The sequence below is a fragment of the Methylophaga sp. SB9B genome (genome assembly GCF_004832235.1).
In the GTDB taxonomy this organism is placed as follows: domain Bacteria; phylum Pseudomonadota; class Gammaproteobacteria; order Nitrosococcales; family Methylophagaceae; genus Methylophaga; species Methylophaga muralis.
Genome location: NZ_SSXS01000003.1, coordinates 221,468 through 239,667 on the forward strand (window position 1 = coordinate 221,468; position 18,200 = coordinate 239,667).

Genomic DNA, 18,200 nt, shown 5'->3' on the forward strand with positions numbered 1-18,200 from the left:
ATCATGTGCTTCAAGACTGATTCTTAAAAATTTCTTAATCTGGGCTTCGTCTTCAATAAGTAATATGGTTGCCATAGGTGAATGCTTAATAGGTAACAGTGTTCAAAGGTGTGATTGGCAGCTTGACCCGCATCATTGTGCCTTGACCTGAGGGATTGTCCAACGCCATAACCTGACCATCATGGGCTTCTACCATGCCGCGACAAATTGCCAGTCCCATGCCTGTTCCGGGAGTGTTGGATGCATGGCGATCTCCTTGAGCTAGACTGTAAAACATATCAAACACTTTCTCTTTTTCAGATTCAGGTATACCAGGACCATTATCAATGATGTCCAGCGTGATCCATTCGCTATCATGATGCACATTCAAACTTATTTTCAGCTCGGCAGAATGATGTTGAATAGCATTATCCAGTAGATTAAAAATAGCTTGTTCGATAAGCAGTCCCTGCACATAGAGCATCGGGGTATCTTCGGCTAATTTGAGTTTTAGCTCGACATTATCTAATTGATGCCCGAAACGGTTTATCGCACCATTAATCAGATCATCAATATCTATCCATTGTCTATTTAGATTGAGCTTACCCTGACTCAAACGCGTCATATCCAGTAGATTTTGAATGTGACGATCTAGCCGGTGCGCTTCATCTTCAATGGTCTGTAGCAATAATTGCTGATCATCACTGGATAATTGCTGAGCGTATTCCCTTAACGATGAGCTTGCTCCAATAATCGAAGAGAGTGGTGTACGTAAATCGTGCGACACAGAAGATAGTAATGTGGATCTTAATTGTTCGGTCTCTGCGATTAATTTGGTCTGCGCTAATTCTTCAACCAGATTTGTCCGCTGTAAAACCACAGCGGTAAGTTGGCAGAAAGTTTGAATTGCAGCGATTTGCTTGTCATTGATCCGTTCATTAATCGCCACCAGACCAAGCTGCTTGCCATCCCAACTCAAGGGAAAAAATAACCAGCCTTTATGCCAAAACTCTGTTTTTAACGCTTTGGAAAACATATGTTTAAACAGCTCTTCACCAGGATGACCACTGGTAAATTGTGTTGAGTGCAAAATCAATTGCGAATCCTGTAGGGTGGCAATTTCCACGTGACCATCGTTAGATAAAACACGGTGTAAAGCCTGCTTTAGAATTTCGATAGAAGATTCCGTGTTGGTCGCCGACGATAACGTTTGGCTGAATTCATAAAAATGCGATAGACGGTTTAATGCTATTTCTTGCTTTGCTATCGCTTCACGCATTTGCGTCGCTAAATGCGCTGTCATCAGTGCCACCATCAAAAAGATAATTAAGGTGGCGACATCTACTTTATGCAGCATATTAAAACTGTAATAAGGTTCGGTGAAAAAGTAATTGAAACTCAAAAAACTTAATAAGCTGCTTAACAACGCGGGACCAATACTAGTTTTTGCGGATACCAGCAACACACCTGCCAGAAACAATAACAAAAGACTGGTATAGGGCAGATAGCGATTGAGCACTTGAGCAAACAGTACGACGACTATGATCAACCCAATGGCCAGCAGATACTGTTTGATAGAAAGGTTGGTTGGTAAATAACGCATAGCTGCTTCGCTTTTGGTTAATAGATTTGATGTCAGTTTTAACAATATTTCGTTATTAAAAAAGTAAAATTTTTATAAAATTTTTATCTTTTTTTTAGCTGACTTTGAACCGCATGACCCGAATAATCCACCCAAGATAAATGTTTTGGAAGGATAACGTGATGCCGTGTTTTAGTTCTGGGTTTGAAAAGCATAAGTTACAGCGTATTTATCAGCGGACATATCTGATTAAGGCGGCTGTCTAATGCACTGGCGCGCCATTATTCGACTGTTTGGCTTGTTACTGATGTTTTACAGTCTCAGTTTTCTGCCATCTTTGGTAGTTTCCTGGATCTATAACGATGCACAGTGGATGACCTTTATCGGTTCCAGTCTGATCGTTTTTTTGGTTGGATTGACTTTTTGGTTAGGTAATTACTATCAACGGCAAGAGCTATCTGTACGCGATGGTTTTTTGGTGGTCACGTTATTCTGGTTTTTACTTGGATTGGTGGGTGCGTTACCGTTTTATCTAAGTTTGCACCTTGATTTTACCGATGCTGTGTTTGAATCAATTTCCGGGTTCACTACTACTGGTGCGACTGTCATCGTTGGTTTGGATCAGTTACCACAATCCATTCTCTATCACCGCCAGCAAATCCAATGGTTGGGCGGCATGGGCATTATCGTTTTGGCTGTTGCGATTCTGCCTTTATTAGGAGTCGGTGGGATGCAGTTGTATCGCGCGGAAACCTCAGGGGTGGCTAAAAATGAAAAATTAACCCCGCGTATCGCCGAAACTGCACGATCTCTATGGATTATTTATGTGTTGCTCACGGTAAGTTGTGCATTAGCTTACTGGTTCGCAGGTATGAGTCTGTTTGATGCGATTGGGCATGCCTTTACCACCGTAGCAACAGGCGGCTTTTCTACTCATGATGATAGCATCGGTTATTTCAATAGCCCTTTGATTGAAGCAATTGCCATCGTATTTATGTTGGCTGGAGGGATCAATTTTGCCGTGCATTTTCTGGTGTTGAGACATCGATTAATGTCTCCTTACGCAGAAGATCCTGAAGTGCGAACCTTTGGTTTGTTATTTATCTTCGCCAGTGTATTTATCGCGATCAGCCTGTATTTTTCCGGTGCTTATGCCGGGGGATGGGAAGCTTTTCGTTATGCTGCATTCCAGGTCGCTTCCATTATGACTAGTACCGGCTTTGGTACCGCTGTTTTTGCCGAGTGGCCATTACATATCCCGTTAATTTTGGTCATTTTGTCATTTATCGGTGGCTGCGCCGGATCCACTTCTGGTGGCATCAAAGTTATGCGAGTGATGTTGTTAGCGAAACTGGGTTTACGACAACTTGAGTTATTGGTGCATCCGCGAGCGGTGTCAGTGGTCAAGTTGGGCAAGCGGCCGGTATCTGAGACAGTATTGTTTGCGATTTGGGGCTTCTATGTACTTTATATTGTCACAGCATTACTGCTTACCGTAGCCATGATGGCTGCGGGTTTGGATTTGGTTTCAGCATTTGGGGCGGTGGTCGCAACGATCAATTTATTGGGACCGGGTTTAGGAGAGGTGGCGTCGAATTTTGCCACTGTTGATGCTACGGTGAAATGGCTGGGGATATTTGCCATGCTGGTCGGTCGCCTGGAAGTATTCACCTTATTAATCTTATTTCTGCCAGCCTATTGGCGTAACTAACAAAGAGGTTTAGCAGATGAAAATAATTATTTTAGGTGCGGGACAAGTAGGCGGTTCAACGGCTGAGAGTTTGGCCAATGAAGGTAATGATGTGACGGTCATTGATCAAAACCCTGCATTGCTGGAGCGCCTTCAAGAGCATCTGGATATTCGCACAGTAGTTGGACATGCTGCTCATCCAAGTACATTGCTAAAGGCTGGTATTAAAGATACCGATATGCTGATAGCGGTGACGCATAATGATGAGATCAACATGATTGCCTGTCAAATTGCCAGCTCATTGTTTAATACGCCAAAAAAACTGGCGCGTATTCGAGCCACAGATTATCTGGCTTATCCGGCGTTATTTGCCCTGGATGCCGTGCCAATTGATGTCATTATCAGCCCCGAACAATTAGTCACTGACTATATTACCCATCTAATAGAACAACCCGAAGTTTTGCAGGTTTTGACCTTTTTCGGCGACCGCGCGCGTTTGGTCGCAGTCAAAGTCGATGCTGGAAGTATTATGGATGGTAAAGCTATCCATGACTTATTGGATATATTGCCTAAAGTCCAAATGCGTATTGCCGCCATCTTCCGTAATGAGAGTGCCATTCCACCGGGAGGAAAAATTACTCTACAAGCAGATGATGAAGTGTTTTTTCTGGCCGAAAAACATCAAATCAGTGAGCTAGTCAAAGTATTCAAAAAAGATTATCAGCCTTATCAACGTATTTTTATTGCCGGCGGAGGGCAGATAGGTAAACAACTTGCACAGCGATTGGAAAAGTCACATAACGTTAAAATTATTGAACATAATGAAACTCGTGCACGGATTATTGCTGAAGATCTGCATAAAACGCTTGTATTGCATGGTGATGTTGGCGATGCCAATCTGCTTAAAGAAGAAAACATTCATAAAACCGATGTGTTCTGTGCAGTTACCAATGATGATGAAGCCAATATACTTTCAGCGATGCTCGCCAAGCGTTTGGGGGCGCGTAAAACCTTCTCAATTATCAGTAAAGCCAGCCATGTTGAGCTGGTAGAAGGCACCAGTATTGATATCGCAGTATCACCAGCACAAATCACCATTGGTACCTTGTTGGCCCATATTCGCCGTGGGGATGTCATCACTGTGCATTCCTTAAGACAGGGAGCTGCAGAAGCCATTGAGATTGTGGCGCACGGTGATAAACAGACGTCTAAAGTAGTCGGTAGAACCCTGGCAGAATTGAAGTTGCCTAAAAGTGCTACTGTCGGGGCAATCTTACGTAAAGACAAGATTTTGTTTGCCGAAAAAAATATCGAAATTGAAACCGGTGATCACCTTGTCATCTTTCTGACAGAACAGCAGGATGTGGATGAAGTAGAAAAGCTATTTCAGGTTGGATTTGAGTTTTTGTAAACCCAGTTTTTCATTCTATGAGCTTTAACCTCGGCACGGGCAGTCAAGCTTTGTTTGGCTGCAATTCCAATGTCTGCATCATCTGATACAAGAAATAATTGATTGAGCTTCGCTACATATTTCCTATACATCTTCATGCAAAACAAATTTGATGATAGTTAAATGATATGATATATCATAATGTTTGTACGGCGAATCCAAGGTCAATATGTCAAATCAAAACCAGCAGGCAGTTGCTGCAACGATAGATTTATCAAGTAGTGAAAATAGTGAGTCCCCAATTTGGGATGATCAGCAGGCAGCCTTTTATCTTAAAGGCATTGAGCAGTCTGATTACGCTGAAAAAGTGGGGGCAAGTCTGCTTGAGGCAATTGGAATCCAAACTAATCTGCTTGATATTGGCGCTGGTGTCGGTAGCATCAGTCGCCGGATTCTTGCTGACCATGCGTTGTGGACTGCAATAGAGCCTAACCATTTTTTAGCCAGTTATTTAACCAGCCATGCGGAGAAATGGCCTTATCAGCTCAGCGTGATGCAATCCAGCTGGCAACGATTAACAGCCAATGAAATTAAACCTCATAAGACATCTCTGGCGGCAAATACAAGTGGCCCGGTCTATGACACAAAATCGTTCTGGCATTGGCAGCGAAACTACACCACGGATTTGATGATCTGGATAGTGCCAGCCCAGGATGGTCCGCGGGGTAAATGTTTAAGCGGCTTTTTATCCCCAGAACTTCACGGCGAAGCGGTGGGTTCAAGTTTAGAGACGATTGTTGATGAACTTGATGAGTCAATGCAGCCGCATCAAATCTTCACAGTGGATTGGACCTTTCGCCAGGACTTTTCGACACCTGAGGAAGCAAACCAGTATTTTCAACACAATTTCAACACGACTGCTGATCCTGAAAAAGCACAAGCAATATCCAATTATTTAACGCTTCATCTTAAGCAAGAAGGAAAGCAGTTTTTTGCGTCAGCGGCAAAAAAGAGTGCTGTGCTTATCTGGAAATTTAATTAAGGAACCTACATGAAAGTGAAACGTCTAGCCCCGGTTTATTATGCTTCAATGACTATGATGGTATTGCATAGTCCATTAGTAGCGGCACAGCAAGAAGCCTCTATGATGAATCTGGATGAAATGATTGTGACTACATCAGGTCGCAGCGAAACACTTAATAAAGTCACCACCACCATTCAGGTCATTTCAGAAGACAAGATAAGACGTTCATCAGCACGTTCGGTAACTGACTTATTAGCAGAAAATGCAGTGGGATTTTTCAGTGAATGGACGCCGGCTCAAACCTCGATCAATATTCGTGGTGGGGCAACCGATGGACAGGGGCGTGACTTTCGCAGTCAAACACTTGTATTAGTGAATGGTCGCCGAGCTGGTACAGCCAATATTTCCAAACTCAGCTTGGGTGATGTATCTCGCATTGAGATTATAAGAGGTCCTGCCTCTGTCGCTTATGGCAGTCAGGCAATGGGCGGGGTAATAAATATTATTACTCGTAATGGCAGTAATACAACGGGTAGCAGTATTAATCTCTCCGGTGGCTCATGGTCATTAAAACAGGGCCATGCTCACACCGCCTATCAAGGTGAAAACGCTGATTTCTATTTTGGCTTAGGTGCCAGTGAACGTGATGATTACGATTCGGGCAGGGGCAGTAAGGAAACCATGCATAACACAGCGTGGGAAAGACGCAGCGCCTTAGTGGCCGCTGGTCTGGATGTAAATGATTTTCATCGTTTTGGCCTGACGCTGCGTACGGATGGAATTTACAACGCTGGATTCAGAGGCTCAAGCTGGTCACCGGAAGGTGATGAAGATCGCAAGAACCACTCAATTGATTTCATCTATGACGGGCAAAACCCAACAGGTGATCTGGCCTGGAATGCACATGCCTATATTGTCAGGGATGTGGATCATTTTAATTGGGAGAACCGCACATTCCTCAAACTGGATAATGAACGTGTATTGGATCTTTATGGCCTGCGTTTGCTGACGGAGTGGAATGTCACACAATTCATGGAATTCAGGATCGGCGCAGATCTGGAATACAGTGAACTGCGAAATGATCGACTGAACACATTGAGAAGTACTGGCGAAACGGTCAGAGCGGCACCTTACGATAATGATCAGGATGAACGTGTCGGCGCGGTTTGGGGCGAAGTTATTCAGACGGTGTTTAATGATCGACTGACACTCAGAGCCGGTGGACGTTATACCGACGGTAAAACCACGCTGCAACCGACCCCTGGCCTGGATCTTTTAAAGAGTTCTGAAAACTATGAAGAATTTACCCATAGTTTTGGGGCTGCTTATCGGCTCACCGATCAGATCAAACTCAGAACCGGTTATGCAACAGGTTTCCGGGCACCAACCGCCACTGAAATGGCCGCTGACTTTGAGACGTTTGGCGGCTCGCAAATTATTGGTAATCCCAATTTGGATAATGAAACCAATCATCAGCTTGAGGTCGGCCTGTCATTTTCCAACAATTGGTTGTTCAGCGATATTGCAGTTTTTGATAATCGCATCAGTGATCGTATTACTTCTCGTCCCACAGCAGATGGACGCAGTACCTATGAAAATAATGCCGATGAAATTGAACTGAAAGGCATTGATTTGCAGCTGGAAGCCAACCTGTCTTCCTTGTTGCAGACTGATATGAACTGGCGGGTTTTTGCTAACGGCAGTTACCATTTTCATATGCGTGACAAGGGTACACCCGACACGCTAAATACTGACCGCATCCAACGTATTTACAAATATCAGGCCGGTATCGGTACGGTATTAAGTCAGAACAAATGGGAGATGAGTCTCACCGGCATATTGAGGGGCCCGGTCTGGTATGACACAGAAGAACGATTGCTGAGTCCGCTCGCCGAGTCCTCACGTGATTATGTACATAAAAAATCAGCCTTCTGGGTATGGAATCTTCGTGGCAGCTATCAGCTCAGCAACAATCTGCAATTATTTGCCGGTATTAATAATCTGCTGGATAAAAATGAGCACCCGTTATTTATCGCATTGAATAAAACACCCTATATTTCAGACCCTGCTTTTTCCAGTGGTGGCCGCGGCAACAGCATGCCAGGACGGGAACTGTATGCCGGTTTGAAGCTGGACTTTTAGGGTGCTGATGCAGCCAAACAAAAATTCTGCAGGCGCTACATTTGATGGTAGCCGTCGCCAGTATCTTAAAGCCGGGATATTGGCGATGGCGTTTATACCTTTAACGGCTAACAGTAATACACATTCTCTTTTACCAATAACGGTCACTGATGCATTGGGACGGCAGGTCAGACTTGATCGACCACCACAGCGTATCGTTTCGATTTTTGCCAGTAACACCGAACTAATGCATGCGCTAGGGGCAACCAATCGGATTGTGGGCATTGAAGATTTCACTCGCTTTCCACCGGATATTCGAGAGGGACGAACCATTATCGGAGGACGTCTGGGGTTTTCGGTTGAAGCCATCGCCCGGTTAGAGCCGGATTTAATAGTGATGACACCGGCACGGCAAGCGGTTAATACCTTGTTAAAACCCATGGAAACCATTGGTGTGCCGGTTGTGGTGTTGTTACATCGTGATTTGCAAGAAATCTTCAGCAACCTGAATTTGCTCGGCCAGGTGCTGGGCAATGAAAAACATGCGGATCAGGTCGTTGCACAATTACAGCGTCGGTTAACCATGATCGACAGGCAATTAGATGGTGTTCAACGTCCGAGAGTGTATTTTGAAACCGGCCAGAATGATCGCGGTAATTTTACAACGATCCGCAAAGGCCACTACACCTACGACGCGTTATTACAGGCAGGGGCAGAATCGATATTTGCTGATCTTGATCATATCAATCAGGTCAGCGGCGAAGCCATCATTGCCGCCAACCCCGATGTTATTTTGGTTGCCCGTAATGAGGGCAGTGTAGACAGTATTAAGAAACGTCCCGGCTGGCAGAATATCCAAGCGATTCATGATGATCGGGTTTTTATGGTGCCCCGTGAGTTATTTTTAATCCCGGGCCCTCGAATCATTGATGGTGTGGAGTATCTGGCACCGTTACTGCACCCCCAAATATTTTCCGACAGGGCAAACGTTTAATGGCCGTGCAAGTTTTACAACCTGTGTCACCAATCAGCACCCGTTTTCCAGCAATGGCCATCAGTATCGGCGTTGTAGTGTGTTTTGTTTTTTCTGCATGGTTAGGTTCTGAATTACTTAGTCCGATTGAACTTTGGCAAACGCTTAGTAATCCGGACTCGGTGATGCGAACACTGATTTTGGAATGGCGTATCCCACGTGTTTTAACAGCATTCTGTGTTGGCGCCTGTCTGGGAATGGCGGGGGTGATTTTTCAGGGCGTGTTTCGTAATCCGCTTGCCGAGCCACATCTGTTAGGCAGTGCCAGTGGTGCCTCGGTTGGCGCTGCCATTGCTTTGATGTTACCGATGTTATTACCGGGGCCGTTTTTATTACCGCTATTAGCCTTTGCCGGAGCCTGGTTAACCACGCTGCTGGTGGTCAGTCTGGCCCGATTAGCGAGAGTTGAAAGTGGTTTTGGTTTGATATTGGCGGGTGTGGCAATTGCTGCATTACTAACGGCGATTCGTGGTTTGATCATGCTGACATTGTCTGACGATGCAGTCAGTTTACAAGTGATTCTGAGCTGGACATTGGGCGCTATTCAAACACCAACCTGGCAGGAATTCTTTGTATTTATGTTGCTGACCGTGGCTGGATTTATCTGCTGTCTGCGGCTGGCCAGAGGCTTGGATATTCTTGGTTTGGGTTCTGATGCGGCAAAAAGCATGGGACTTGATGTTTCAAAATTTATGCATCGAGCGGTACTGGTAGCGGCGGCAGTGACTGCTTTAGCCGTGGTATGGGGTGGTTTGATTGGTTTTATTGGGCTGGTTATTCCACATATGATGCGCTGGTGGTTGGGACCACGTCATCATCGACTGATGATCTTTAGTGCGCTGGGTTCCGGTGCTGCTCTAATGGTATTTGATGGCATCGCCCGTTCAATAATGCCGCCCGCCGAAATCCCTCTGGGTCTGCTAACCGCGTTGTTAGGTGCACCATTCTTTTTATTTATCCTGATTCGGGAAGCACGTCGATGAGTGAATTTACGATTCAAGCAGAAAACATAAAAGTCAAAGCAGGACAAAAGATCTTGTTGCACAATATCAATCTCGCTATACCCACAAGCCAATTCGTGGCGTTGGTTGGGCCCAATGGCGCTGGAAAATCGACTTTGCTTAAACTGCTTTCGGGCTTAAACAGACCGGAAAAAGGTGATATCAAACTTGCTGGTCGTTTGCTTAAAAAAATGACCTCAGCGGAAATTGCCGAGCAGCTTTCTTATCTGCCACAACGTTCTGAAATTTATTGGGATTATCGAGTCAGCGATATTCTTGAGTTGCATGCCGATTCAAGTAGTTTTGCAGCTGCTTTTCTGCAGGAGTTTGATATTGAAAACCTGCTGGATCGTCAATTCAAAACGTTGTCAGGTGGAGAGCAGGCAAGAGTATTACTGGCGGCTTCATTAATTTCACAACCTGCCATTTTGCTTGCTGATGAACCGGCTGCTGCTCTGGATGTTGCCCATCAATTACAGCTGTTAAAACGCATCAAGGATCGTACTGCCGAGGGACTAACAGCAATCGTGGTGATGCATGATTTGAATCTTGCCATCCGTTTTGCTGATCGTATTGTTGTTTTGAATAATGGTGAGATCCAATTGGATGACGCTACCCAGAGTGTCATTATGTCACCGGCACTGGATCTGCATTTTGATGTGTATTTTCAACGCTTAACGATGGATTTGCAGACCATATTGATCCCGCATTTTCATTCTGAGAAGCCAGCAAGGGAAAATGCTCTGTTAAAAGCAGTTTAACTATCCAGTTAAATCCCGTCGCTTAGAAACTACTGAACTGAAAAAGATTATCGTCTGGTCGTACGGTGAAGAATCAAAAATATTCCCATGAGGATGAGTGTTATGAGGATTAAAAAAAGTCAATGAAAGATATAAAAAAGCTATTTCGTAACCTCGAACAAAATTTAAGGCAATCCAGTTGGTTTGACGATGGTTGGGATATTTATAACCGAGGTCCTTATCTCCAGCTCTATAAAGAGAACTGGTATAACCAGAATCAGGGCGGCGTCCATTTTGAAACCTATATTGAAGCGCCTCAGCTGCAAAAAAAAGAATTCCCTGTTCATATGCATGCAGAAGAAGACTGCCCACAACAGCAGCGCTTTATTGAAGCATTTCTAGCGCTGGAGGCAGACCGAATAAGAAATTGGAAGGGCTATAGCGTGATCGGTGAGGGCTATAACATCTGTTCACGAACACTGCCCCTTAATTTCAAAAATCTAGAGTTACGTCTTTTCGAAGAGTTCAACAGGCTACGGCAGCTCGAAGCGAGTATCGATGCAGCATTAAATAAAGTTGCGTGATAAATCATGAAAACACCAATGAGCCCCTGTATTGATATCTGTGAATTCGTCGGACCCAACGGGTGGTGTACCGGGTGTGGTCGAACACGCGAAGAATGCCAGCAATGGAAAAAGCTGAAACCTTACAGCAAAAATTTGCTGCAAAACTCCCTTAAAAAAAGGATGAGTCAAATGAAGGTTGATAAAAAGTAAGGGACTTTGCCTTAGGCAAATCTGTTATTTCTGAAAGATTTGATATATCGTATCAACACTACCAAAGAGATATGCCATGATTGAAACACTGGAAAAATCGGCGATTGGAACTTCTTTGGATCTCAAAGAAGTTCTTGCAACGCTGCCCTGGAATAGTCAGGGATTAATCAATGCGATTGCCCAGCAACATGACACCGGCGAGGTATTGATGCTGGCCTGGATGAATCAGGAGGCATTGCTTGAAACTATCGACACTGGCAAAGCCTGTTATTGGTCGCGCTCCCGACAATGTTTATGGCGGAAAGGTGAAACATCAGGCCATCAACAACTCGTCAAGTCGATCCGGTTGGATTGCGATGGCGATGCGGTGCTGTTGTTGGTCGAGCAAACCGGAGCCGCTTGTCATACCGGAAGAATGAGCTGTTTTTACAATCAGATTATTGATGATCGCGTGATTGTCATCAGCGAACCGATTAACGAATAACAACAGTATTTTTATTGAGGGAAGACCTATGAGCAAAACCAAGACCAAAACAAGAAAAAAAACAAAAAACAAACCCCAAGCCAAAGCTAAAACTCAAGCCAAAACCCAAGTCCAAATCCCGGTAACTATCCTGACTGGTTATCTTGGCAGCGGTAAGACCACTTTGATCAACCATATCTTGAGCGTTCAACACGGTCATCGTATCGCCGTCATTGAGAATGAGTTTGGTGAAGAGGGCATTGATAATGAACTGTTGGTTCAGGATCGCGATGAACAGATCATTGAAATGAATAATGGCTGTATCTGCTGTACAGTGCGTGGCGATCTTATCCGCATTCTCAACGAACTGGCAGCTAAAAAAGCCGATGGTCGGGTAAAGTTTGACAGAGTCATCATTGAAACCACTGGCCTCGCTGATCCTGCCCCAGTGGCTCAAACATTTTTTGTCGATGATGATATTAGGCAGAATTTTATATTGGATGCCATCGTCACCACAGTCGATGCCAAACATGCTCCGGAACAACTTGATAAACATCATGAAGCTCAGGAGCAGGTGGGTTTTGCTGATCGGATTTTGGTCACCAAATCTGATTTAGTTAGCCCTGAGGAATTAGAGGAACTGCATAGACGGCTGCGGAAGATCAATCCTAAAGCCGGTATCCGTGAGGCCATTCATGGTGAAACCAATATTGACAATATCCTGGATATTAAAGGCTTTAATCTGGATGCGATTCTGGAAATAGAGCCAGACTTTCTGGATGAAGATGCGCATGCCCACACACATGATGATCATATTGCTTCATTTGTCTTTTCAGAACAGCGTGCATTAGACCCGGATCGACTGGAAGAAGTACTGGCCGTTGTTGTCGAAAAATTTGGTACCCAGTTATTGCGTTACAAAGGCGTATTAAATGTCGATGGAATGCCGCACCGCATTATTGTGCAAGGTGTACATATGTTGGTAGGTAGTGCTGCTGGCAGCCCTGGGGTAAAAACGAAACCCGACAAAGTAAATTTGTCTTTATCGGCCATGATTTGCCGAAAGATATAATTTTGGAAGGTTTAATGTCTTGCGTGGTTGAATAAATAGTTTGAAAAAAACCACCAGGCGATGTCATCGCCTGGTGGTTTTTTATATTGCGATAACTATTAGATCACGCTGGTAAAGCTAATCTGGATTGCAGCTGTTTAAGCAGTCTTTGCCGCTTAATATCACCAGCGACACCATCCGGTGCCTGTGTGGCTGAAGTGAAAAAGTCCAAAGCCTGTTCAATGGTCATCACACCGAGATTGTCGCCGTCACGATTACGAATAGCCACACTGGCATTCGCCATTTCCTGTTCACCGATAACACACATGAATGGAATGCGCTGCAAAGTATGTTCACGAATTTTGAAGCCGATTTTCTCATTGCGAATATCGGCTTCAGCACGTAGTCCGGCATGACGGAATAATGTGGTCAGATCATTCACATAATCGGCATGACTGTCACTAATAGAAAGAATTTTCAGTTGAATAGGTGCCAACCAGGCAGGTAGTTTGCCTGCATGATGTTCTATCAAAATACCAATAAAGCGTTCCAGTGAACCAAATAAAGCTCGATGCAACATGACCGGACGTTTACGCTGACCATCATCTGCTACATATTCCAGATTGAAACGTTCTGGCAGATTCATATCCACTTGCAAGGTGCCACATTGCCAATCACGACCAATGGCATCGCGTAATACAAACTCTAGCTTGGGTCCATAAAAAGCGCCTTCGCCGACATTCAGCTGATAGGGCAGTTGCATGCTATCCAGTGAATTTATTAAAGCACCTTCCAGCACATCCCAGGTTGCTTCATCGCCCATTCGATTCTCCGGGCGGGTGGAAAGATTGATATCCACGTTATCAAAACTGAATACTTTATAGATATCCAGCACCATGGAAATGACCTTACGACATTCATCAAGCAGTTGCTGCTCGGTGCAATAAATATGCGCATCATCCTGAGTAAAGTGACGCACCCGAAGCAAACCATGCAAAGCACCGGAAGGTTCATAACGATGCACTTTACCGAATTCACCCATTCTTATCGGCAGGTCGCGATAGCTTTTCAAACCATGTTGAAACAGCAACACACTGCCCGGACAGTTCATCGGTTTAAGTGCCAGTGAACGGCCATCTTCGGTAGCAGTGGTGAACATATGATCACGATAATTTTGCCAGTGGCCGGAAATTTCCCACAAAGAACGATCCATGACATCCGGGCTATTTACTTCAGTATAGCCAGCTGCTTGCTGACGCCTCCGCATATAGTTAATCAACTGTTGAAACAAGGTCCAGCCGCGGCTATGCCAGAATACGGCGCCCGGTGCATCTTCCTGAAAATGAAACAGATCAAGTTCTCTTCCAAGCCGTCGATGATCCCGTTTCTCAACTTCTTTGAGATGTTCAAGATAAGCATTCAGACTTTTTTTATCGGCCCAGGCGGTACCGTAGAGTCGTTGTAATTGAGCATTTTTTGAATCACCGCGCCAATAAGCGCCGGACAGTTTGGTGAGTTTGAAATGCTTAATAAAGCGGGTGTTGGGAACATGTGGACCACGGCACATATCCACGTATTCTTGATGAAAATACAAATTGATTTGTTGCACATCCGGCATATCTTCAATCAGCCGCAATTTGTATGTTTCACCCCGTTCAGTGAACAGCTTGATAACCTCATCGCGAGGTGTAACACGTTTGATAACGTCGTAATCCTTGGCTATAAGCACCTGCATACGCTTTTCAATGGCGAGCAGATCTTCGGCAGTAAAAGGGCGATCAAAGGCAATATCGTAATAGAAGCCATCATCAATCACCGGACCAATCACCATCTGTGCGGTGGGATAAAGTTGCTTGACCGCATGACCGATCAGATGCGCACAGCTATGGCGAATAATATGCAATCCATCTGCATTACTTGCAGTAATGATTTCCAATGAAGCGTTTTCATTAATGGGATCACACAGATCTATCAGCTGACCATTCTTTTTGGCCGCAACGGCTTGACGGGCAAGACCGGAGCCAATAGCAGCTGCTATTTCTGACGCTGTAACTGGTTGATGGAATTCACGTGCTGATCCATCCGGTAAGGTGATGGTGATTTTTGCTGCAACTTCTGTGGTCATCACTAAAACTCGTTCTGAATATTCTTGTAACCACGCACCAGTTCGTTATTGGTACGGGCCACGTCTTCGGAAAAATCACTGGCAGCGGCGGATACCTGCCCCAGACCAGACAAATCGGTATCAGGACCGATCCTTTCCGTTGACGCAACATAAAAATTAGGCGGTAGATGACAGCCATCGACCACAGCGTTGTATCGCACCACACAACCATCCTCAACTACACAATTAAACAGCACACTGTTAAAACCGATAAACACCGAATTTCCCACGGTGCAGGGACCATGGACAATGGCACGGTGAGCAATTGAGGTATGTTGACCGATGGTGACTTTAGCGCCTGATTTGGAGTGGATAACAACCCCATCCTGAATATTGGAATGAGCACCAATAATAATGGGATCGATATGCCCATTGGCATCCATTTCATCGGCACGAATCACCGCGTAAGGCCCGATAAAAACGTTTTCTTCTACGACCACCAAACCACAGAGAATGGCGGTGGGATCAACAAAAGCACTTGGATGGATTTGTGGCAGATCGCCACGGGGATTTTTACGAATCATATTTCTTTCTTAAATTTGTTAACAGGGAAATAGGTGACAGACCGTTGGACTTCACCAGCATGTAACGCAAAGCGGTTAAATGCGGGAATTCCAGCAACATGCCAATCACAATGGCGGCATAAATCAGTGGCTGATCAGGCAGCGCGACCATGGTGACAGCCAGCATCAGCGGTGCATTTCGTGCAGCAATGGTCATCGTCAACAAGGCATGCTCTGGATAACGCAGTTTGGATACACCACTGATAACTTCGCCCAAGAGAAAAGTCGCGACAAAGAAAATAAAAATACCCAATAGCAACCAGCTGAACACATTGCTGTGTTGCAAAATCACTGTGATGTTGCTGGCAAATATTTCCAGTACCAGCAAAGCAATAATCCACGGTGTCACCTGATCGACTTTTTCAAGAATCTGATTAAAAACAGTGGGTTTTAATAACAAGCGCAACAGATAATGCAGCGTTATAGCGAATAACAGCGGTTGCAAAAACCATTGCAACAGCGTGCTGCTGATAATGTCCGGATCGACCTGAACAATATTATTGGTAAACAGCTGCAGATAGAGCGGGTAAAGCATCAGCTGTAACAGCATATTGATGGGAATAAGCGAAGTGCCTAAAGCAACATTACCTTTTGCCAGCTTGGTAAATCCCAAAAACCAGTCGGTACAAGGTGACATGAAATAGATTAGTAAACCGACCATAAACAGCGGATAGTCGGGTAATAACACCGAAGCGATGGCGTAGCCAATCAGTGGCACCACTATAAAATTGGCGATTATCGCGATACCGATAAATCGCAGATGTCCGAATGAACGTACGATGGCATCAAAACGTACGCCAAAGAACAGCAAACTGATCAGCACCAATAAGGTGATATCAATCTGTTCGCCAAGCCAGCTCCCGGCGGCTGGAGATAAATAGCCAATCGTGGCACCCAGAGATATACCGCCTACTAGCAGGACAGTAATACTCAGTAATAATAATTGATTCAGCAGTTTTAGCATTCGCAGCCCTCACAGCATTCGCTATTGCCAAAAGGACCCCATACACCGGGTTCTGGATCCAGTTGACTGCTATCCAGTGCCATACACAAAGCAAGGTTATGGGCGATCATCGCAAAGCGCTGACGGAACTTGTAAATGAAGCAATAGATGCGTTCTTCCTGCCGAACTTGGGGGCCGACCAGAAACAAACCAGGGGTACGTGTTGATTCATCTGCTTCGGTTAGCATGATTTTTCCGGCCTCATCCCATTCCCACAGCTTTGCTATCTGCTGTGCGCCGCCGCCACTGGCAAAGCCGGTTGCTAGAATAGGTTGCTGTTGTTCATGCCAACTACGGCCATCGGCTGCTTCGATAAGAAAACCACCATCGCCTTGTTGAGAAACCTTTATTACATCGACACCAAAAACAACCTCTAATAGCCCGCTATGGATTGCTTGTGCAAGTCGTTCTCGACTATAGGGGGAGAGTGCCACGCTGGGATCATCACTTTGCCTATCCCAACTGGCTTTGCGGACCAGTAATCTTACCTGTCGGCCTTGCTTGATCAGATTGAAAGTGGCATCTACTCCGCTTTCATATCCGCCTATCACGGTATAGCGAGCTTCTGAAAAATCCTTCCAAGTAGCTACCTGAGCGTAATGAACGCAATATTCAGCTCCTGTGAAAGCCTGTAAATCAGGAAACTGATATTCGCCGGTTGCCCAGATAACAAATCGGGCGCTGAGCGGGCCTTGCTCTGTTTCGAGGACAAACTCTTTTTCCTGAGTGGTATTGACGTCGAGCACTTTGCAGCCAGTCACCACCGGTAATTTATGTACCTGCACCAGCATATTCAAATAATCGGCATACAGCTCGCCACTTAGATGTTCCATTGCTGCAAAATGGGCGGGTGAGCTGTGTTCGTTAACAGCGTTCAAATCAGCAAGACCAAATGGATTGCTGTAAAACGATGGGGTGATAAAGCGCGTTTCCAAAGGCCATCTTCTGAACGATTCGCCGATACGCCCACTTTCGACCAGACCAAACTTCAAGTCGGGTATTTTTTGTAATGCGAGGGCCATACCAATACCGGCTGGTCCAGCACCGACAATCAAAACATCAAGATGCTGCATCAAACATTACCTTTATTGCTGGAAGCAATGCAGCTAGCTGAATAATTACGGATATGTTCAATCATGTTCATTAAGCCAGTGGAACGCTGAGAAGACAGGTGATCGATCAATCCAGTCTGAGTGAGAAATTCTGGTTCAAGCGCCATGACATCCTGTGCCGGTCTGCCCGAATAGACATTGAAGATAATGGCCATTAAGCCGGACACAATCAGCGAATCACTGTTTCCCTCAAAGGTGACAATGCCATCATGGTGAGCAGCGGTTATCCATACATTTGCCTGACAGCCGTATAAACGGTTTTCCTCTATGCGAGGCACATCATTGTCACGATTTAATCTTCGGCCTAAGTCGATCAGATACTGATAGCGTTCATCCCAGTTTCCCAGCAGATGAAAATTTTCAATGATCTGCTTTTGTGCAGCATCTGTGCAGGAGTTTTGCTGTGTAAATGTCATAACATCCATAATCAATCGTTAGGGAGGGTGGATTTTAACTATGCGTTTGTTCGGTACTCATCACACCGAGACTGAGATGAGCAGATAATGAT

18 protein-coding genes are annotated in these 18,200 nt (G+C 45.0%); 12 read left to right on the forward strand and 6 right to left on the reverse strand.

Annotated elements, in window-relative coordinates; all coding sequences use genetic code 11:
- Positions 1 to 85: 85 nt before the first annotated feature.
- Positions 86 to 1,582 carry a DUF4118 domain-containing protein gene (locus tag E8Q33_RS05075; protein WP_136553264.1) on the reverse strand — a complete coding sequence of 499 codons (1,497 nt, stop codon included), beginning with the start codon at positions 1,580 to 1,582 and terminating at the stop codon, positions 86 to 88.
- A 244-nt stretch (positions 1,583 to 1,826) separates the two neighbouring features.
- On the opposite strand from E8Q33_RS05075, the gene E8Q33_RS05080 reads away from it, so the two are divergent.
- From E8Q33_RS05080 to E8Q33_RS16675, 12 genes are all read left to right on the forward strand, one after another.
- Positions 1,827 to 3,272 carry a TrkH family potassium uptake protein gene (locus E8Q33_RS05080; RefSeq protein WP_136553266.1) on the forward strand — a complete coding sequence of 482 codons (1,446 nt, stop codon included), beginning with the start codon at positions 1,827 to 1,829 and terminating at the stop codon, positions 3,270 to 3,272.
- 16 nt (positions 3,273 to 3,288) lie between these two features.
- Positions 3,289 to 4,662 carry a Trk system potassium transporter TrkA gene (gene trkA / locus E8Q33_RS05085; RefSeq protein ID WP_136553268.1) on the forward strand — a complete coding sequence of 458 codons (1,374 nt, stop codon included), beginning with the start codon at positions 3,289 to 3,291 and terminating at the stop codon, positions 4,660 to 4,662.
- Positions 4,663 to 4,870: 208 nt separating this feature from the next.
- Positions 4,871 to 5,683, forward strand: coding sequence for a hypothetical protein (locus tag E8Q33_RS05090; RefSeq protein WP_136553270.1), 813 nt, complete (start codon positions 4,871 to 4,873; stop codon positions 5,681 to 5,683).
- 9 nt (positions 5,684 to 5,692) lie between these two features.
- The gene (locus E8Q33_RS05095; RefSeq protein WP_136553272.1) at positions 5,693 to 7,807 is read left to right on the forward strand and encodes a TonB-dependent receptor; all 2,115 of its coding nucleotides are present in this window, start codon (positions 5,693 to 5,695) and stop codon (positions 7,805 to 7,807) included.
- Positions 7,808 to 7,814: 7 nt separating this feature from the next.
- Positions 7,815 to 8,780 (forward strand): ABC transporter substrate-binding protein, encoded by a 966-nt coding sequence (locus tag E8Q33_RS05100; RefSeq protein WP_136553273.1) that lies wholly within the window; start codon positions 7,815 to 7,817, stop codon positions 8,778 to 8,780.
- The gene (locus E8Q33_RS05105) at positions 8,780 to 9,802 is read left to right on the forward strand and encodes an iron ABC transporter permease (protein WP_136553275.1); all 1,023 of its coding nucleotides are present in this window, start codon (positions 8,780 to 8,782) and stop codon (positions 9,800 to 9,802) included. The genes E8Q33_RS05100 and E8Q33_RS05105 overlap by 1 nt, the downstream gene beginning before the upstream one ends.
- Positions 9,799 to 10,581 (forward strand): ABC transporter ATP-binding protein, encoded by a 783-nt coding sequence (locus E8Q33_RS05110; protein WP_136553277.1) that lies wholly within the window; start codon positions 9,799 to 9,801, stop codon positions 10,579 to 10,581. The genes E8Q33_RS05105 and E8Q33_RS05110 overlap by 4 nt, the downstream gene beginning before the upstream one ends.
- Before the next feature lie 122 nt (positions 10,582 to 10,703).
- Entirely contained in the window at positions 10,704 to 11,144 is a 441-nt protein-coding gene (locus E8Q33_RS05115; RefSeq protein WP_136553279.1) for a hypothetical protein, read from the forward strand.
- An 18-nt stretch (positions 11,145 to 11,162) separates the two neighbouring features.
- Positions 11,163 to 11,336: a DUF1289 domain-containing protein gene (locus E8Q33_RS05120; protein ID WP_247869945.1), complete on the forward strand. Its 174-nt coding sequence runs from the start codon at positions 11,163 to 11,165 to the stop codon at positions 11,334 to 11,336.
- Positions 11,337 to 11,412: 76 nt separating this feature from the next.
- Positions 11,413 to 11,820: a phosphoribosyl-AMP cyclohydrolase gene (gene hisI / locus E8Q33_RS05125; RefSeq protein WP_136553283.1), complete on the forward strand. Its 408-nt coding sequence runs from the start codon at positions 11,413 to 11,415 to the stop codon at positions 11,818 to 11,820.
- A gap of 28 nt (positions 11,821 to 11,848) precedes the next feature.
- The gene (locus E8Q33_RS05130; protein ID WP_211116094.1) at positions 11,849 to 12,871 is read left to right on the forward strand and encodes a GTP-binding protein; all 1,023 of its coding nucleotides are present in this window, start codon (positions 11,849 to 11,851) and stop codon (positions 12,869 to 12,871) included.
- Positions 12,844 to 12,906: a hypothetical protein gene (locus E8Q33_RS16675; protein WP_371413265.1), complete on the forward strand. Its 63-nt coding sequence runs from the start codon at positions 12,844 to 12,846 to the stop codon at positions 12,904 to 12,906. The genes E8Q33_RS05130 and E8Q33_RS16675 overlap by 28 nt, the downstream gene beginning before the upstream one ends.
- Positions 12,907 to 12,974: 68 nt before the next feature.
- On the opposite strand, the gene thrS is transcribed toward E8Q33_RS16675, so the two are convergent.
- The 5 genes from thrS to E8Q33_RS05155 are packed head-to-tail and all read right to left on the reverse strand — an operon-like array spanning position 12,975 to position 18,108.
- Positions 12,975 to 14,975 carry a threonine--tRNA ligase gene (gene thrS, locus E8Q33_RS05135; protein ID WP_136553285.1) on the reverse strand — a complete coding sequence of 667 codons (2,001 nt, stop codon included), beginning with the start codon at positions 14,973 to 14,975 and terminating at the stop codon, positions 12,975 to 12,977.
- Positions 14,976 to 14,977: 2 nt separating this feature from the next.
- On the reverse strand, positions 14,978 to 15,538 hold the full coding sequence (locus tag E8Q33_RS05140) for a carbonate dehydratase (protein ID WP_136553287.1): 561 nt from the start codon (positions 15,536 to 15,538) through the stop codon (positions 14,978 to 14,980).
- A complete protein-coding gene (locus E8Q33_RS05145; protein ID WP_136553289.1) occupies positions 15,528 to 16,541 on the reverse strand; it encodes an arsenic resistance protein in 1,014 nt (337 codons plus the stop codon). The genes E8Q33_RS05140 and E8Q33_RS05145 overlap by 11 nt, the downstream gene beginning before the upstream one ends.
- On the reverse strand, positions 16,535 to 17,653 hold the full coding sequence (locus E8Q33_RS05150) for an NAD(P)/FAD-dependent oxidoreductase (protein WP_136553291.1): 1,119 nt from the start codon (positions 17,651 to 17,653) through the stop codon (positions 16,535 to 16,537). The genes E8Q33_RS05145 and E8Q33_RS05150 overlap by 7 nt, the downstream gene beginning before the upstream one ends.
- Positions 17,653 to 18,108: a SufE family protein gene (locus tag E8Q33_RS05155; RefSeq protein ID WP_168800156.1), complete on the reverse strand. Its 456-nt coding sequence runs from the start codon at positions 18,106 to 18,108 to the stop codon at positions 17,653 to 17,655. The genes E8Q33_RS05150 and E8Q33_RS05155 overlap by 1 nt, the downstream gene beginning before the upstream one ends.
- Positions 18,109 to 18,200 lie beyond the last annotated feature (92 nt).

Coding starts and splice junctions, on each gene's coding strand:
- E8Q33_RS05075 (WP_136553264.1), bottom strand. CDS start 1,582: ATGCGTTATTTACCAACCAACCTTTCTATCAAACAGTATCTGCTGGCC.
- E8Q33_RS05080 (WP_136553266.1), top strand. CDS start 1,827: ATGCACTGGCGCGCCATTATTCGACTGTTTGGCTTGTTACTGATGTTT.
- trkA (WP_136553268.1), top strand. CDS start 3,289: ATGAAAATAATTATTTTAGGTGCGGGACAAGTAGGCGGTTCAACGGCT.
- E8Q33_RS05090 (WP_136553270.1), top strand. CDS start 4,871: ATGTCAAATCAAAACCAGCAGGCAGTTGCTGCAACGATAGATTTATCA.
- E8Q33_RS05095 (WP_136553272.1), top strand. CDS start 5,693: ATGAAAGTGAAACGTCTAGCCCCGGTTTATTATGCTTCAATGACTATG.
- E8Q33_RS05100 (WP_136553273.1), top strand. CDS start 7,815: ATGCAGCCAAACAAAAATTCTGCAGGCGCTACATTTGATGGTAGCCGT.
- E8Q33_RS05105 (WP_136553275.1), top strand. CDS start 8,780: ATGGCCGTGCAAGTTTTACAACCTGTGTCACCAATCAGCACCCGTTTT.
- E8Q33_RS05110 (WP_136553277.1), top strand. CDS start 9,799: ATGAGTGAATTTACGATTCAAGCAGAAAACATAAAAGTCAAAGCAGGA.
- E8Q33_RS05115 (WP_136553279.1), top strand. CDS start 10,704: ATGAAAGATATAAAAAAGCTATTTCGTAACCTCGAACAAAATTTAAGG.
- E8Q33_RS05120 (WP_247869945.1), top strand. CDS start 11,163: ATGAGCCCCTGTATTGATATCTGTGAATTCGTCGGACCCAACGGGTGG.
- hisI (WP_136553283.1), top strand. CDS start 11,413: ATGATTGAAACACTGGAAAAATCGGCGATTGGAACTTCTTTGGATCTC.
- E8Q33_RS05130 (WP_211116094.1), top strand. CDS start 11,849: ATGAGCAAAACCAAGACCAAAACAAGAAAAAAAACAAAAAACAAACCC.
- thrS (WP_136553285.1), bottom strand. CDS start 14,975: ATGACCACAGAAGTTGCAGCAAAAATCACCATCACCTTACCGGATGGA.
- E8Q33_RS05140 (WP_136553287.1), bottom strand. CDS start 15,538: ATGATTCGTAAAAATCCCCGTGGCGATCTGCCACAAATCCATCCAAGT.
- E8Q33_RS05145 (WP_136553289.1), bottom strand. CDS start 16,541: ATGCTAAAACTGCTGAATCAATTATTATTACTGAGTATTACTGTCCTG.
- E8Q33_RS05150 (WP_136553291.1), bottom strand. CDS start 17,653: ATGCAGCATCTTGATGTTTTGATTGTCGGTGCTGGACCAGCCGGTATT.
- E8Q33_RS05155 (WP_168800156.1), bottom strand. CDS start 18,108: ATGACATTTACACAGCAAAACTCCTGCACAGATGCTGCACAAAAGCAG.